Origin of the sequence: Dyella sp. GSA-30 (genome assembly GCF_027924605.1) — a bacterium.
GTDB lineage: Bacteria > Pseudomonadota > Gammaproteobacteria > Xanthomonadales > Rhodanobacteraceae > GSA-30.
In genome coordinates, this window is the sequence record NZ_AP027042.1 from 1,020,444 (window position 1) to 1,035,966 (window position 15,523).

The 15,523-nt window shown below is 61.6% G+C and carries 13 protein-coding genes; 4 read left to right on the top strand and 9 right to left on the bottom strand.

Translation table 11 applies throughout. The features are described 5' to 3' along the window. Both QMG46_RS04545 and QMG46_RS04550 read right to left on the bottom strand, forming a co-directional pair. Positions 1–3,183: an efflux RND transporter permease subunit gene (locus QMG46_RS04545; protein WP_281851296.1), complete on the bottom strand. Its 3,183-nt coding sequence runs from the start codon at positions 3,181–3,183 to the stop codon at positions 1–3. A gap of 4 nt (positions 3,184–3,187) precedes the next feature. Next, positions 3,188–4,384: an efflux RND transporter periplasmic adaptor subunit gene (locus tag QMG46_RS04550; protein ID WP_281851297.1), complete on the bottom strand. Its 1,197-nt coding sequence runs from the start codon at positions 4,382–4,384 to the stop codon at positions 3,188–3,190. Between the two features lie 142 nt (positions 4,385–4,526). Here QMG46_RS04550 and QMG46_RS04555 point away from each other — a divergent pair, with 142 nt between their 5' ends. Next, positions 4,527–5,489 carry a LysR family transcriptional regulator gene (locus tag QMG46_RS04555; RefSeq protein WP_281851298.1) on the top strand — a complete coding sequence of 321 codons (963 nt, stop codon included), beginning with the start codon at positions 4,527–4,529 and terminating at the stop codon, positions 5,487–5,489. Positions 5,490–5,504: 15 nt separating this feature from the next. On the opposite strand, the gene QMG46_RS04560 is transcribed toward QMG46_RS04555, so the two are convergent. After that, positions 5,505–6,041 (bottom strand): hypothetical protein, encoded by a 537-nt coding sequence (locus tag QMG46_RS04560; RefSeq protein WP_281851299.1) that lies wholly within the window; start codon positions 6,039–6,041, stop codon positions 5,505–5,507. Positions 6,042–6,219: 178 nt separating this feature from the next. On the opposite strand from QMG46_RS04560, the gene QMG46_RS04565 reads away from it, so the two are divergent. Beyond that, positions 6,220–7,347: a serine hydrolase domain-containing protein gene (locus QMG46_RS04565; RefSeq protein WP_281851300.1), complete on the top strand. Its 1,128-nt coding sequence runs from the start codon at positions 6,220–6,222 to the stop codon at positions 7,345–7,347. A 246-nt stretch (positions 7,348–7,593) separates the two neighbouring features. Here QMG46_RS04565 and QMG46_RS04570 read toward each other — a convergent pair whose 3' ends face one another. The 6 genes from QMG46_RS04570 to QMG46_RS04595 form a co-directional block, all read right to left on the bottom strand. Then, positions 7,594–8,298 carry an alpha/beta fold hydrolase gene (locus QMG46_RS04570; RefSeq protein WP_281851301.1) on the bottom strand — a complete coding sequence of 235 codons (705 nt, stop codon included), beginning with the start codon at positions 8,296–8,298 and terminating at the stop codon, positions 7,594–7,596. A gap of 19 nt (positions 8,299–8,317) precedes the next feature. After that, on the bottom strand, positions 8,318–8,554 hold the full coding sequence (locus tag QMG46_RS04575; RefSeq protein WP_281851302.1) for a hypothetical protein: 237 nt from the start codon (positions 8,552–8,554) through the stop codon (positions 8,318–8,320). Positions 8,555–8,656: 102 nt separating this feature from the next. Continuing rightward, positions 8,657–9,343 (bottom strand): hypothetical protein, encoded by a 687-nt coding sequence (locus QMG46_RS04580; protein ID WP_281851303.1) that lies wholly within the window; start codon positions 9,341–9,343, stop codon positions 8,657–8,659. A gap of 10 nt (positions 9,344–9,353) precedes the next feature. Beyond that, complete coding sequence (locus tag QMG46_RS04585; protein WP_281851304.1) at positions 9,354–10,931, bottom strand: winged helix-turn-helix transcriptional regulator; 1,578 nt, start codon at positions 10,929–10,931, stop codon at positions 9,354–9,356. Positions 10,932–11,011: 80 nt separating this feature from the next. After that, positions 11,012–11,809 (bottom strand): hydroxyethylthiazole kinase, encoded by a 798-nt coding sequence (thiM, locus tag QMG46_RS04590; protein WP_281851305.1) that lies wholly within the window; start codon positions 11,807–11,809, stop codon positions 11,012–11,014. 8 nt (positions 11,810–11,817) lie between these two features. Continuing rightward, complete coding sequence (locus QMG46_RS04595) at positions 11,818–12,612, bottom strand: undecaprenyl-diphosphate phosphatase (RefSeq protein ID WP_281851306.1); 795 nt, start codon at positions 12,610–12,612, stop codon at positions 11,818–11,820. A 287-nt stretch (positions 12,613–12,899) separates the two neighbouring features. On the opposite strand from QMG46_RS04595, the gene glnA reads away from it, so the two are divergent. Further along, a complete protein-coding gene (glnA, locus tag QMG46_RS04600) occupies positions 12,900–14,309 on the top strand; it encodes a type I glutamate--ammonia ligase (protein ID WP_281851307.1) in 1,410 nt (469 codons plus the stop codon). Positions 14,310–14,471: 162 nt separating this feature from the next. Next, entirely contained in the window at positions 14,472–15,512 is a 1,041-nt protein-coding gene (locus QMG46_RS04605) for a GGDEF domain-containing protein (RefSeq protein WP_281851308.1), read from the top strand. Positions 15,513–15,523 lie beyond the last annotated feature (11 nt).

Below are 15,523 nucleotides of genomic sequence, written 5' to 3' on the forward strand. Positions count from 1 at the left end.
TCAATGTTCCTCCAGCGCCGGTTGCTGTGCGTGCGCAGCCTTGCGCGCGTCCATCTTTTCGGTCCAGCCGCGGATCAGCACATAGAACAGCGGGGTGAAGATCAGGCCGAAGAAGGTCACGCCCAGCATGCCGGCGAACACCGCCACACCCATCGCATGACGCATCTCCGCACCCGCACCATGCGAGGTCACCAGCGGCACCACACCCATGATGAAGGCGATCGAGGTCATCAGGATCGGGCGCAGTCGCAGACGAGCGGCTTCGAGCACGGCCTGCTTGCGATCCAGGCCTTCGAGGAGCTGCGCTTCGCGGGCAAACTCGACGATCAAGATCGCGTTCTTGCACGCCAGGCCCACCAGCACGATCAAACCGATCTGGGTGAAGATGTTGTTGTCGCCACCGGACAGCCACACACCGGAGATCGCGGACAACAGCACCATCGGCACGATCAGGATCACCGCCAGCGGCAAGGTCAGGCTTTCATACAGCGAGGCCAGCACCAGGAACACCAACAACACGCACAAGGGGAACACCAGCACCGCGGTATTGCCGGCAAGGATCTGCTGATAGGTCAGCTCGGTCCATTCGAACGACATGCCGTTGGGTAGGTTGTCGCGGGCCAGCTTTTCCATCGCATCCTGGGCCTGACCGGAGCTGAAGCCCGGTGCGGCGCCACCGCTGATTTCCGCGGTCGGATAGCCGTTGTAGTGCTGCACGCGATCCGGGCCGACCGTCTGCTCCACGCTCACGAACGAGCCGAGCGGGATGGCATCGCCACGTGCGTTGCGCGTCTTCAGCTGCAACAGGTCTTCCGGTTCATGACGGAAGCTCTGGTCGGCCGAAACGTTCACCTGATAGGTGCGGCCGAAGCGGTTGAAGTCGTTGACGTAGAGCGAACCCATGTACGCCTGCATCGTCTGGTACACGTCAGCCAGATCCACACCTTCGGCCTTGGCTTTCTCGCGGTCGATGTTGGCGTTGATCTGCGGCACGCTCACCTGATAGCTGGAGAACAGCCCTGCAAGCGTCGGTGTCTTCTGGCTCTGTGCGATCAGGTTCTGCGTCTGCTTGTACAGCTCCTCGAAACCGGCGTCGGAACGGTCTTCGATCTGCACGCGGAAACCACCGATGGTTCCCAGGCCCTGTACCGGCGGCGGCGGGAAGATCGCGATGTACGCGTCCTGGATACCGGCGAACTTCTGGTTCAGCGCGGCAGCGATCGCAGCGGCCGATTCGGATGGATCACGACGCTCCTCGAACGGCTTGAGCGGGGTGAACACGATGCCCGAGTTGGTGCTGTTGGTGAAACCGTTGATCGACAGGCCCGGGAACGACACCGCATTGGCGACACCCGGCTGCTTGAGTGCGATCTCGCTCATCTTGCGGATCACTTCCTCGGTGCGGTCGAGCGAGGCGGCATCGGGCAGCTGCGCGAACGCGACGAGGTACTGCTTGTCCTGCGGCGGCACGAAACCGGTCGGCACGTGGGCAAAGCCGGCACCGCCCAGGCCTACCAGGCCCAGATAGATCAGCACCGTGATCGTACCGGCACCAAGCACGCGCTTGACGCCGCCGACGTAACGGTTGGCACCGCTGATGAACAAGCGGTTGAACGGACGGAACAGCCAGCCCAGGCCGCGATCCATCAGCAGCGTGAGCTTGTCCTTGGGCGCACCATGGCCGCGCAGCAGGATGGCCGACAGTGCCGGGCTCAACGTCAGCGAGTTGAACGCCGAGATCACCGTGGAGATGGCAATCGTCAGCGCGAACTGACGATAGAACTGGCCGGTCAGGCCGCTGATGAAGGCGGTCGGCACGAACACGGCGCACAGCACCAAGGCGGTCGCGACGATCGGGCCGGTCACTTCCTTCATTGCCTGTCGCGTGGCTTCTTTCGGCTGCATACCGTGTTCGATATGCCGCTCGACGTTTTCCACCACCACGATGGCGTCATCCACCACGATGCCGATGGCCAGCACCAAGCCGAACAGCGACAACGCATTGAGCGAGAAGCCAGCCAGGTACATCACCGCGAACGTACCGATCAACGACACCGGCACGGCAATCAACGGGATGATCGAGGCACGCCAGGTCTGCAGGAACAGGATCACCACCAGCACCACCAGGGCGATGGCTTCGAACAAGGTATGCACCACCGCTTCGATCGAGCCGCGCACGAACACGGTCGGGTCGTAGACGATCTGGTAATCCACGCCCTGCGGGAAATCCTTCTGCAGGAGTGCCATTTCGGCACGCACTTCGTCGGAGATATGAATCGCGTTCGAGCCCGGACGGGCAAAGATCGGAATCGCCACGGCCGGCTGGTTGTCGAGCAGTGCGCGCAGTGCGTACTGATCGGCGCCCAGTTCCACGCGGGCCACGTCACGCAGGTGAGTCACCGCGCCGTTGCCTTCGGTGCGCACGATGATGTTGAGGAAGTCTTCCTCGTTGATCAGGCGGCCCTGCGTATTGATGTTGAGCTGGAACGCGGCCGTGCCGGGGCCGGGCGGAGCATTGAGCGCACCGGCGGCCACCGCGACGTTCTGTTCCTGGATCGCATGCACGATATCGCCGGTGGTCAGGCCGCGCTGGGCCAACTTGTCCGGATTCAGCCATACGCGCATCGAGTACTCGCCGGCACCGAACAACTGCACGTCGCCCACGCCGTCCAGGCGTGCGAGCTGGTCCTTGATATGCAGGCGTGCATAGTTGGACAGGTACAGCATGTTGTAGCGCTTATCGGGCGAGGTCAGATGCACAACCATGGTCAGGTCGGGCGAACTCTTCTGCGTCGTCACACCGAGGCGCTGCACTTCCTGGGGCAGACGGCTGAGCGCCTGCGCCACGCGGTTCTGCACCTGCACCTGCGCGTTGTCCAGGTCGCTACCGAGCGCGAAGGTGACGGTCAACGTCATCTGGCCATCGCTGGTGGACTGCGACGAGGTGTAGAGCATGTTCTCCACGCCGTTGATCTGCTCTTCCAGCGGCGTGGCAACGGTTTCGGCGATGGTCTTGGGGTTGGCGCCAGGGTAGTTGGCACGCACCACCACGGTGGGCGGCACGATCTCGGGGTACTCACTGATCGGCAGCTTGAACATCGCAATGCTGCCGCAGATCAGGATCAGTACGGAAAGGACGCCGGCCAGAATCGGCCTGTCCACGAAAAATTGCGCGATTTTCATCGAATCAGTCCTTGTTCAACGCAGCGACCTTCGGTGCTGCGCCGACATTTGCTAACTGTTTGCTTGGATCGAGGCTGCGGCTATCCATGGCGACCTTGGTCGGCGCGACTTCCACGCCCGGGCGCACATGCTGCAAACCGTTCACCACGACCACGTCGTTGGCGGTCAGGCCGTCGTCGATCACACGCAGACCGTCGAGCAACGGGCCCGTGGTGACACGGCGGTATTCGACCTTCTTGTCCTTGCCCAGCACGTAGACGAACTTGTTGCCCAGATCGGTCGCCACGGCGCGGTCGTCGATCAGCGCACGCTCGTGCGCACTGCCGCTACGCAACTGCAGGCGAACGAACAGACCCGGCGTGTAACGCGTGTCGTTGTTGTCGAATACTGCACGCAAACGGATCGTGCCTGAGCCTGCGCGCAGTTCGTTGTCGACAAAGTCGATGCGGCCCGCATGCGGGAAACCGCTTTCGTTCGCCAACGCCATCGTCACCTGCGGCGCGACGCCTTTCTCGCGACGGATCTGGTCGAGCTTGAGGTAGCTGTTCTCGTCCACGTCGAAGTAGGCATAGATCGGGTTGACGCTCACCACGCGAGTCAGCACGTCGGTGCTGGTTACCAGATTGCCGGCGGTGATCAGGGCATTACTGACGCGGCCGTCGATCGGCGCGCGCACCTGGGTGAAATCCAGGTTGAGCTTGGCCGCGGCGAGTGCAGCGGTGGTGGCTGCCACTTGCGAGCGGGCACTCTGAGCGGCGGTCGACAAGCGGTCGGCTTCTTCCTTGGCCACGGCATGCTGGTCGAGCAGGCGCTGGCCGCGGTCCGCATTGGCCTGAGCCAATACCTGTTCGGCACGGGCCTGGGCGAGGTTGGCGTTCAAGCGGTCGACTTCGGCCTGGTAGGGGCGTGGGTCGATCTGGAACAGCAACTGGCCCTTCTTGACCGAGGCGCCTTCGGTGAAATGGATCGAATCCACATAACCGCTGACCCGGGGGCGCAGCTCGATGGTGTCGATCGCCTGCAGGCGGCCGGTGAATTCGCCCGAGTCGTCTACGTTACGGACCAGCACCTGGGCCACGGTGACGGGCGGCGGCCCACCGGCGGCGGCTTGCGCATGCGGGTTGTCGTGCCCATTTAAGAGGGCATAGCTGCCAATGACCGCCACGGCGGCAACACTGGCCAAGATCCAACGCTTCTTCATCGTGCGCTCCAGGTAATTATTAGACCGGCGAGTACATCGCCGTGAGGCGCGGAAGAATAGGCGCACTGAGCGGTACAGAAAATCCGTTTCTTGTGCAAAGCAATAGTGACTGACAGTCACGAATAGGGTAAAAAGACTGGCTATGGAAGACTTTTCCGCAATCTCCGCCTTCGTTCGCGTGGTTGAGGCCAAGAGCTTCGCCGCCGCCGCCGTCCAGCTGGGCATGACGCCTTCGGGTGTCAGCCGGGCTGTCTCACGCCTGGAAGAGCGCCTCGGTGCCCGGCTGCTTTTTCGATCGACCCGCGCCTTGCGGTTGACCGACGATGGCGCCGCGTTCCACGCACGTTGCAAGGAGATCCTCGCCGATCTGGCCGAGGCGACCGAGGCGTTGAACTACAACAACCGCAAGCCGACTGGCCGTTTGCGGGTCGGTTTATCGCTGGCGGTGGGGCGGGCGGCGATCATTCCGCGCCTGCGTGAATTCGAGGAGCGCTATCCCGATATCCGTCTTGAGCTATCGATGACCGATAACCCGGCCGACCTGATCCAGGAAGGCATCGATTGCGCGATCCGGGTCGGTCAGCTGGAGGATTCCAGCCTGATCGCCCGCAAGATCGGCTATCTGCGCAACGTGGTCGTCGCTTCGCCGGATTACCTGGAGAAGTTCGGCGCGCCGCATAGCATCGACGACCTTAAAAACCATCGCACGATCAACTACATCTATCCCAACGGCCGCCCGCGCCAGTGGCAGTTCGACACCCCCAGCGGGCAGGTCGAGGTGGATATCGACGCGCACATGCTTATTAATGACGGCGAATCGGTGATCCAGGCCGTCGCCGCGGGCCTGGGCATTACCCAGACCCCGCACATGCTGGCCTGCTGCTACCTCGATCGCGGCATGCTCCAGCTGGTCATGACCGACACGATGTCCACCGGCAAGCCGGTCTGGATCGTCTACCCGCAGAAGAAACATCTATCGGCGCGCGTGCAGGCGTTTATCGAATGGGTACGTGAATTGTTCGATCGCACCAACGAGCCGGGCTTCATGAAGCGCCCGGCGGCGATGACGATGGAAAAGATCGAAGAGCAGCGGTTGAGCGCCTGAGGAGCGCGGATTTCCTCAGCTCGCTTCGCCCGGTGCCTCGTCAGGAGTCGCCGGGCGGCCAAGAATCCAATGCGCGATATGGCGCGGCCTGCAGATAAAGAACAAGGCGATGGCGATCCGCAATAAATCCAGCGCGATCGTAATTTTGTCCTTGCCGTCCAGTGTCGCCAGGGCGGATTCGTCCGCATAGGAAGCGCGTGCCACCGCGGTCAGCCAGAACTCGACAAACGGCAACACGGCGTTCTTGAGCCACCACAGTCCCATGAGTACGCAGCCCACGACGACCAGGTCGGCCATGGAAAGGCGCGTCGCGCTGTGTTGCTTGGCCAGGTCGAATGTCAACAACCCCGCGATCGGGCGGCTCAGTATCCAGAGAATGATGCCGATGCTGACCGCCACCCCGATGATCGACAGACTGACCAAGGACGACTGATTGAAGTTTCCGCCTAGCTGTCGAAGGCTCTCGATCGTGCCAAAAAGCTGAAAGGCACTCACGCAAAACCAGATAGCGAAAAGCCGTAGCGCCAACGTGGTGATGTATCTCGCGTCCATTCTTGTCTCCCCTGTTCAACGGTCATCATAAGCGTCGGGGTGTGGTGCTTCCAGTGGACGATGCGTCGCGACGGAGGTTTTCGGCCATCGACCCCGGCCTTCATAATTCTTCATTTCCCCATCAGGCACTTCATTGAACGTCCTGCTGTGCTGGCGCCACCCCGACTGGAGCCTGCACATGCCATCGAAGCGCCTGCTTGCCACGCTGTTCACCCTTGCCGCCATGCCGCTTTGCGCCGCGGACTACCATCCCCCCGCGGCCGCCAATGATGGCTGGTCCTCCACTGATGCTCGCGCCGCCCACTGGGACATCAGCCGTTTTGCCGCCCTGGAATCGAAGCTCGCCGATGGCAGCTTCAAGGGCATCACCAGTGTGGTCGTAGTCAGCGACAACAAGTTGGTCTATGAGGGCTACTTCAACGGCAGCAACGCCGACCAGCTCAACGACATCCGCTCGGCCAGCAAGAGCATCACCGCGTGGCTGGTGGGCGCCGCGATCGAGCGGAAGCTGATCCCCGATGTCCAGGCCAAGATATATGGCTACTTTCCGGACAAGCAGCCCTGGCAGCATCCCGATCCGCGCAAGCAGGCGATCACGCTGGAAGACCTGCTCACCATGAGCTCGCTATGGGAATGCGATGACGAAAATCAGTTTTCGTCCGGCAACGAAGAACGCATGTACGTGACCGAGGATTGGCTGCAGTTCGCGCTCGACCTGCCCATCAAGGGCTTTGCGCCCTGGATGACCAAGCCGGCGGACAGTCCGCATGGCCGGTCCTTCTCCTATTGCACTGCTGGTGCCTTTGTTGCCGGTGCGGTGGTGGAGCACGTGACGCACAAGTCCCTTTCGGCGTTCGCCGCCGAGGTGCTGGAAAAGCCGCTGGGCATTACAAGCGTTCATTGGAATGTCTCGCCGCTGGGCGTTGGCATGGGCGGCGGCGGTACGCGCTACCGAAGCCGCGACCTGGCCAAGCTCGGCGAGTTGGCTCTGGACGAAGGGCGTTGGAAAGGGCAGCAGGTGATCTCGTCAGCATGGGTGCATCAGATGCTGAGCGTGCATGCGCAAGCGCGCGACGATGCCGATTACGGTTACCTGTGGTGGTGCTTCCGCTTCAAGGTAAACGGCAAGGAGCAACCGGTATGGGCGATGTCCGGCAACGGCGGCAATTACGTGTTTGTGATGCCGTCGCAACGGCTCGTCACGGTGGTGACCGGCACGGCGTACAACCAGCGCTATGCACACCCGCAGTCGCAGGAGATTTTTCGCGATTATGTGTTGAAGGCGTTGCCTGGTGCGACTGACTGAAGAGATCCAGAGCGCCCGCCTAGTTTTTGTAGGAGCGACTTCAGTCGCGACTCACGGTTACGTCACGACCTGTCGCGACTGAAGTCGCTCCTACAAGGATCTCACCATTGCGCCTCCTATCCGTGATTCCGGCGCAGGCCGGAATCCATTCCTCAACGTGGACGCTTGCCATATGTCATCTGACAAGCGAGGACTGAGGGATGGATCCCGGCCTTCGCCGGGATGACGACAGACACTGAGGTTCCTTCAGTTGCTCGACTCGCAACCCACGAGACCATCAATAAACTCCGCGACAAGCCCAGCCGCTTTTCCGGGCGCGGCCTGCAACAGAAAATGCGGCGCATCCACATCGACCACGCGCGCCTCCGGCTTGATGCTCTTTATAAGCTCCGCAGCACCAGCAGGCACGACATGGTCATGCGCGGCACGCAAATACAAAACAGGCACATCGATCGCCGCGAGTTCACGTGTCACATCCACCGACACCACCGCCCGAAGCCGAGCGCGCAAGGCATCCGGAGTAACCTTGCCGAGCGCTTCGAGAAATGCGCGACGCAAACGCGAAGTGGAATAGCCGCCAAGCAGAGCGACGCTTGCGCAACGTGCAGCGATAGCGCCCGTTGGCAATGCGCCGATAAGAAAATGCAACGCTCCAAGCCGAGGGCGCGGATTACGCGCAAACGTACAGCTGAGGATCAGTCCTTTGAGTCCGGGCGGATGAGAGGCGGCGATGGACATGGCCACCGGGCCGGAAAACGATTCACCGAGCAGGACAAATGGCCCATCAGGAGGAAGCGACATCCTCATCGCCGTCTCAAGCTCGGTATAGCCCAAGGCTCCGGACCTGGGGTAGTCGACAACCTTGACCGGATATCGTTGCCCCATCGCATCGAGAAACGGCTTGAAGAGCTCACCGGTTCCATCCATCCCGGGAAGCAGCACCAAGGTCATCGATGTGCTCACCGGAGAACTAATCGCCCAATCCTCGACCGATAAACCGACCTAACGGCTTTGATGCAGCCGTGACTATGATTCCCACAGCGATATAGCCCATGTTGCCGATGAGAGTATGCGTGGGATAGTGCTGGACCTCGATGCCGATCAAAGCCTCGGCGCCGTATACGGACCAGACAAAACCTAAAAATATAGTCCAGCAGACGCCGACAAGGCGCAGAATGAAAACCGCTGTCTTCTGATAGGCGTTCAAGTGTTTTCCTTCTCCTTGCATGGATTCCTGCGACGGCTCATCGACCGGTCGATGATGTAGGCAAGTCTATGGCTCCTCGAACCACATCTACAAACGGGAGCGTCAGCAGCTTGTTACCTGTCCGGCGAAGATTATGCTGATGCGACCGTGTTCGCTTTTGGTCTGCAACCAGTTGCTCATGTCGTAACCGCCTTGGCATGGCCCCGGAACCTTGCCCTGATAGTCGAATTGCCGCCACTTGCCTTGTCGATGAGAGGGTGCACCAAGGGCGCGCTCTACATCTCGATCTGTCGTTCCAATCCATATCGGAGCATTCAACGAAATCGGCTGTAGCTTTGCCGGCAGGGAGGGGCAGTCTTCGGTGGGCTTTGCATTCGTCATGCGTTCCGCCGCAATCAGGGTAACGGCGTGCTCGGGGCCTCCCATCTCGCCATACGAGGCAATCCAGATTCGATAACCGACATCTGCGGCAGTGTGGCTGTAGCAGAGCCAGTAAATGCTCTCACTCGCATCGCCTTGGTGATCAATGGTGCCGATCGATGCGGCATCACGCACATCTGCGAGTGTTGTTTTTTCGAATTCGACGGAAAGCTTGCCGAGTGCGATGCCCCTGGTCGGCGGTGACTTCATGGAGGCGGCCCAATGGACATCCTGAAATGGAAGATGGGGTGGCGGTGTACTTGCCAGCACCGTTCCCGTCACGCTCCAAATCGCAACCGCGATCAGCAAGCTGGTTATGGGGCGGCAAACGTTCCGCGTCGAACGAATAGATTTCGTTTGTCCTTCCATAGTCGGCTACCTAAGGTTGATGGCTTCCCAGCTCCGACGGCCGCCAATCCGCCGCAAGCACCTGCGCATGCTGCGTGGCGATGCGTTGGCTGATGGCATCGATGGCTGCGGCGTATGCCGGTTCACCGGTCATCGGCTGAAACAAGGGCGATGTCTGCAAATAGGCGCGATCGACGTAGCCGGTCTGCACGGCGGCGGACAAAGTTTCCATCGCCTCTTTGTGCTGACCGCGCGCCCACTCCAACAACACCAGCTCCAGCCGATCGGACGGATAGCCAACGCCCGCCGGTTGCGAGCGCATCGCCGCGATGCGCTCGTCCAGCCATGCCGTTGAAGGCGGCTGTTCGGCATAAAGTGCAGCCAATGTCGTGGGGAGGCTCATCTGCGGACGCAGTTGCACCGCCTTGGCGAAAGCGGTTTCAGCGCCACCGCGGTCACCGCGCAGCAGGGCCAGCTCGCCTGCGAGTTGGTACAGCCCGACATGGGGCGTGTTGCGTGCCATCGCCTGATCGAGCGCTATGCCGGCGTCGACAAAGCGTCCCTGCAAAAACAAATGCTGTGGCCAGGCGATATTGGAAAACACGCTGTCGGGATTGAGCTCGAAGCTGCGGCGAAAGCGCTTTTCGGCTGCGTCGTGAAAACCAAGAAGGTCCAATTCACGCGCGATCTGTACATCGCGAAAGCGCACCTTTGCACCATCGCCATGCATGTCCAAGTTGGCATGCAAGGCGTCTACCAGGCGTCCTTGTTCCTGATAGAGGTAGGCAACGGACGCCCGCGTAGCATCGTCATCCGGATTGAGTACCAGGGCATGCTCATAAGCGGCAATCGCCGATGCCATTTCTCCGCGGCAGTCATAGGCATAAGCCAGCACCGACCAGGCTTCTGCCTGTCGCGGATTCGCCCTGGTTACTGCTTCGGCCAGCTGTTGCGCACGAGTGGTCCATTCATAAGGAAAGTTATAGAGACAAACGCGTGCGCTATAGGCGCGGCTGAGACCGATCTGCGCCGCCGTGTACGTCGGTCTCAGTGCCAATGCCTGGGTGTACAGCGCGATGGCGCGTTCGTTGTTGTCACGCTGGCCGATGCCGGCGTAGTAGGCCGCGCGTTGCAATAGTTCTTGCGCCGCTGTGGCGGGCTTGGGCGGCGGTGCCGGGCGAAGTATCAGTCCGAGCACGCCCAGCACAGCAATGGCCACGATGGTCACTGCGATCGCGATCAGGGCACGCCGCCGTCGTGTCGGCGAAACCGATGGTGCGGGTTCGCTGTCGACCAGCGGTTGCTCGCACAACTGGTAACCCTGGCCGCGTACCGAGCGGAGGTATCGTGGTTGTCGGCCATCGTCGCCCAGTGATTGGCGCAACAGCTTGACCCGTTGCGTCACCGTTTCCTCGCCCACCACGGCCGGCGACCAGACGCCTTCGATCAGGGCATCGAAGGAGACGACATCGGTGCCGCGTGTTAGCAGGAAGGCGAGTAATCGAAAGCTCAAGCCTTGAACGTCAAGCGTGTCGCCACCGCGTTCCACGCGCTGCCGTGCGAGGTCGATGGAAAGATCGAGCAGTCGGTAGCGTTGCGGGGCTTGCATGGGCGGCCATCCGGGCGACATCGCTATGGTATGCGCTCCGATGGTGGCGTGGGTGGCTGCCCTGGCGTTATTGCTTTGTCTTAGGGAGCGCGCGGCTGCACATCGTCGATCGTGGCCAGCGCATCGATAAAGCGCCAGTGAAACGAGCCGGGACCTTCCGCATCACGTGCGGCGCATTCGCCTGCCTGCTTGAACAGTGCAAGCGTCGTCGCTGCCGCTTCGAACGGCTGTCCGGGCAACACGGCCAGCATCGCACCCATCACGCAGGTCTGCGTGCAGCCCATGGCGGTCACGCGCGGCATCCAGGGCGAGCCGCCGGCAAAGCGCAGGCTGCGCTCGCCATCGGTAAGAAAGTCGACCTCGCCGGTGACGGCGACGACGGTGCCTTGCTCGCGCGCAAAGCGCATGGCGCCAGCTTCGGCCGCTTCCACTGCGTCGCGACTGTCCACGCCCTGCGCGCGACTGACGCTGCCACTCAAGGCGAGCATCTCGGAGGCATTGCCGCGTATCACGGCCGGGCGATGTTCGAGCAGACGCATGACGGCCTGGCGTCGGAACGCCGTGGCCTGATGCGCCACCGGATCGAGCACCCATGGCTTGCCGGCTTGTCGTGCGGACGCTGTGGCGGCCAGCATGCCGGCCAGCCAGTCCGACGAGAGGGTGCCGATGTTCACGGTCAACGCGTCGGCGAAGGCAGCAAATTCACCGGCTTCTTCTTCGGCATGCACCATCGCCGGCGAGGCACCGATGGCCAGCATCGCGTTGGCGGCCATGTTCATTGCCACGAAGTTGGTGATGCACTGCACGAGCGGCGCGCGTTCGCGCACCGTGCGCAGCGCGGTGGCCATGGTTGCCAGCGGATAGGACATCTCGCTCATGGAACGACTCAGGCGCCGCGCATGAACAGCAGCAATGCCAGGCCCAGCACGATGCGGTACACCGCAAATGCGGTGAAACGATGGCTGCGGATATAGCCGAGCAACCACTTCACCGCGATAAAGGCCACGATGGCCGAGACGATGAAGCCGACGATCAGCGCGGTCCAGTCCTCGTGCGCAACGCCGTCATGCTTGACCACTTTGAGCAGCTCGTAGCCGGTAGCGGCGTACATGGTCGGGATACCGACCAGGAAGGCGAACTCGGTGGCGGCCGCGCGATTGCTGGTGCCGACAAGCATGGCAGTGAAGATCGTCGCGCCCGAACGCGAGGTGCCCGGGAATACGCCGGCCACCATCTGCGCGACACCGACCAGGATCGCGACCGGCCAGGTCACGGCCTTGCGATCGACCTGCCGCGCGGCGATCTGCTCGGCGGCGATCATCCAGAAACCACCGATCAGTAGCGCCCAGGCAATGGGGGTAATCGTCTCAGGCAGCTTGAAGCCGTAATGAGTCACGATCAGGCCAAGCACCGCGGTGATCGCGAAGGCGACGATCAGCTTCATCAGGTAGTCGCGGTTGTCGCGGTCGCCCAGTTGCGTGAACAGCTGCCAGATGCGCTTCCAGTAGATGAACGTCACGGCGAGGATCGCGCCAGCCTGGATGCCGACATTGAACAGGTCCGAGCGTTCGCCCAGGCCGAGCTTCTCGGCGATCAGCAGATGGCCCGTGCTGGAAATGGGCAGGAATTCGGTAATGCCCTCGATGATGCCGAGCAGGATGACGTTGATCAGGTCGCTCACTGTGCTGCAACTCCGTTATGCGATAAGACTGGCGGGCTTGCGCCCGACACGAAGCGGCATAGCTTACGTGGTCTATATGGCGCGAGGCTGGCAGAAGAAGGGTTGTGATCGGCAACTGTTCATTGCTCTGATATGGTGCAATGATCGCTCCAATCTGGTGCCTACGGATGCCTGAGATAGGCCGTCACCATGCTTTAACTGTCTGATTCAAAAGCGCTACACTGCCTGGCACAGCTGTTGCTAAAACGTTGCATCTTTTCCCGCTTATCAGCCCCCGAGGTCCGTCCATGTCCGCTCAGAAAGTGCTCGACCTGATCCAGGAACACGAGGTCGAGTTTGTCGACCTGCGTTTTGCCGACATGCTCGGCAAGCATCATCACGTCAGCTTCCCGGCCCACGCCATCGACGAGTCGACGTTCGAAGACGGCAAGATGTTCGACGGTTCGTCGATCTCGGGCTGGAAGGGCATCAACGAGTCGGACATGGTCCTGCTGCCCGATCCGGATACCGCCTACCTCGATCCGTTCAGCGCGCACACCCAGCTTGTGCTGCATTGCGACGTGCTCGAGCCGAGCACCATGCAGGCCTATGGCCGCGACCCGCGCTCGATCGCCAAGCGCGCCGAAGCCTATATGAAGTCCACCGGCATCGCCGACACCGCCTTCTTCGGCCCGGAACCCGAGTTCTTCATCTTCGACTCGGTGCGCTGGCAGAACGACATGGGCCGCGTGTTCTATGAAATCGGCTCCGAAGAAGCCGCCTGGTCGTCGCGCTACAAGTACGACAACAACAACACCGGCCACCGCCCGGGCGTGAAGGGCGGCTACTTCCCGGTCAGCCCGGTCGACTCGCTGGGTGACCTGCGCGCCGACATGTGCAAGGTGCTCGAGTCGCTGGGCCAGGTGGTGGAAGTGCACCACCACGAAGTGGCCAATGCCGGCCAGTGCGAAATCGGCGTGCGCTTCAACACGCTGGTGCAGAAGGCCGACGAGTTGATGACGATGAAGTACGTCATCAAGAACGTCGCCCACCAGAACGGCAAGACCGTCACCTTCATGCCCAAGCCGATCGTCGGCGACAACGGCAGCGGCATGCACGTGCACCAGTCGTTGTCCAAGGACGGCACCAACCTGTTCGCGGGCGACCTGTACGGCGGCCTGTCGCAGACGGCGCTGTGGTACATCGGCGGCATCTTCAAGCATGCCAAGGCGATCAACGCGTTCGCCAACTCCACCACCAACAGCTACAAGCGCCTGGTGCCGGGTTTCGAAGCGCCGGTGATGCTCGCCTACTCGGCACGCAACCGTTCGGCCAGCTGCCGCATTCCGTTCGTGTCGAGCCCGAAGGGCCGTCGCATCGAAGTGCGCTTCCCCGATCCGATGCAGTCGGGCTATCTGACCTTCACCGCGCTGATGATGGCCGGCCTCGACGGCATCATCAACAAGATCGACCCGGGTGCGCCGGCCGACAAGGATCTCTACGATCTGCCGCCCGAAGAAGAGAAGAACATCCCGCAGGTCTGCTCCAGCCTCGACGCCGCGCTCGAAGCGCTGGACAAGGACCGCGACTTCCTCAAGGCCGGCGGCGTGTTCACCGACGACTTCATCGACGCGTACATCGCGCTGAAGATGCAGGAAGTGACCCGCTATCGCGCCAGCACGCATCCGCTGGAATTCCAGATGTATTACGCGATCTGATTGTTCGCAAGCTTGACGCAAGGACGGGCGCTTCGGCGCCCGTTCTCGTTTTTTACCGCCCGTTTGGTAGCCGTGTGCGGGCGGGCATTGCAACTTGCGCCGACAGAAGATGAAATGAACCCATCTGGCTTATCGGCCGCCGTCCGCATCGACAGATTCAAGATGACGCGCTCAGAACACTATGCTTCTTCCGCCCATTTCCTGGGTGTCGTCGCCAGCTCCGTAGCTCAGGCCAGATCGCTGGAAGAGCTGGTGCGGCCGTTGCTGGAATTGTTGCAGACCGTCACGGGACTCGAATCGACGTATCTGACGACGATCGATGAAGCCAGCGGCGTGCAGCACATTCTCTTTGCTCGCAATACGCATCGCCTGGAGATTCCCGAAGGCTTGTCGGTGCCTTGGGAAGCAACGTTGTGCAAGCGCGCCCTGGAAGAAGGGCGTCCTTATACCGACGACGTAGCCAACTGCTGGCCCGACTCCGGCCCGGCGCGCGAACTGGGCATCGCCACGTATGCGAGCACGCCGGTACGAACGGGCGATGGCGAGCTCTACGGTACGTTGTGCGCTGCCAGTGACGAACGCAAACCACTGGCCGATGGTGCGGAACAGGTGCTTGTCATGTTTTCGCGCCTCATCAGTGAACAGATCGAGCGCGAACGTCTCGTGCAAGCGTTGCAGAACGCCAACGATACGCTTGCCGTCAGCGCGTTGACCGATGCCACGACGCATTTGCCGAACCGTCGCGCGCTGATGAGCGAAATGAATCGCCGGCTGGATACGACTCGCGCGAACGGCCAAGCTCTGCTTATCGCTTTTATCGACCTCGATCACTTCAAGGCGATCAACGACCAGTACGGGCACGACGTGGGCGATCGTTTTCTCGCTGCCATCGCCGGCCGTTTGCAGGGCGCGTTGCGCGAGGGAGACTTCGCCTGCCGCCTGGGCGGCGATGAATTCGTGGTACTGGCCAGTCCACGTCGCGAGGATGCGCAGAACATGGCCAGGCTGTTGCGCGACCGATTGCAGCAGGCCACTACCGGTCATTTCGGCTTAGATGGGCGCGGGATCGACTATGCCGGGCCAAGTATCGGCGTCGTTGTCGCCGAACAGGACGATGTCGATCCCGACCTGCTGCTCTCTCAGGCCGACGCGGCGATGTACGCCGCCAAGCGGGCGCGCAAGGAAGCCATGCGCCAGCATTGATAGCGCGTTCT

Coding starts and splice junctions, on each gene's coding strand:
- QMG46_RS04585 (WP_281851304.1), bottom strand. CDS start 10,931: ATGCAAGCCCCGCAACGCTACCGACTGCTCGATCTTTCCATCGACCTC.
- thiM (WP_281851305.1), bottom strand. CDS start 11,809: ATGAGCGAGATGTCCTATCCGCTGGCAACCATGGCCACCGCGCTGCGC.
- QMG46_RS04580 (WP_281851303.1), bottom strand. CDS start 9,343: ATGGAAGGACAAACGAAATCTATTCGTTCGACGCGGAACGTTTGCCGC.
- QMG46_RS04550 (WP_281851297.1), bottom strand. CDS start 4,384: ATGAAGAAGCGTTGGATCTTGGCCAGTGTTGCCGCCGTGGCGGTCATT.
- glnA (WP_281851307.1), top strand. CDS start 12,900: ATGTCCGCTCAGAAAGTGCTCGACCTGATCCAGGAACACGAGGTCGAG.
- QMG46_RS04560 (WP_281851299.1), bottom strand. CDS start 6,041: ATGGACGCGAGATACATCACCACGTTGGCGCTACGGCTTTTCGCTATC.
- QMG46_RS04565 (WP_281851300.1), top strand. CDS start 6,220: ATGCCATCGAAGCGCCTGCTTGCCACGCTGTTCACCCTTGCCGCCATG.
- QMG46_RS04570 (WP_281851301.1), bottom strand. CDS start 8,298: ATGACCTTGGTGCTGCTTCCCGGGATGGATGGAACCGGTGAGCTCTTC.
- QMG46_RS04545 (WP_281851296.1), bottom strand. CDS start 3,183: ATGAAAATCGCGCAATTTTTCGTGGACAGGCCGATTCTGGCCGGCGTC.
- QMG46_RS04605 (WP_281851308.1), top strand. CDS start 14,472: ATGACGCGCTCAGAACACTATGCTTCTTCCGCCCATTTCCTGGGTGTC.
- QMG46_RS04555 (WP_281851298.1), top strand. CDS start 4,527: ATGGAAGACTTTTCCGCAATCTCCGCCTTCGTTCGCGTGGTTGAGGCC.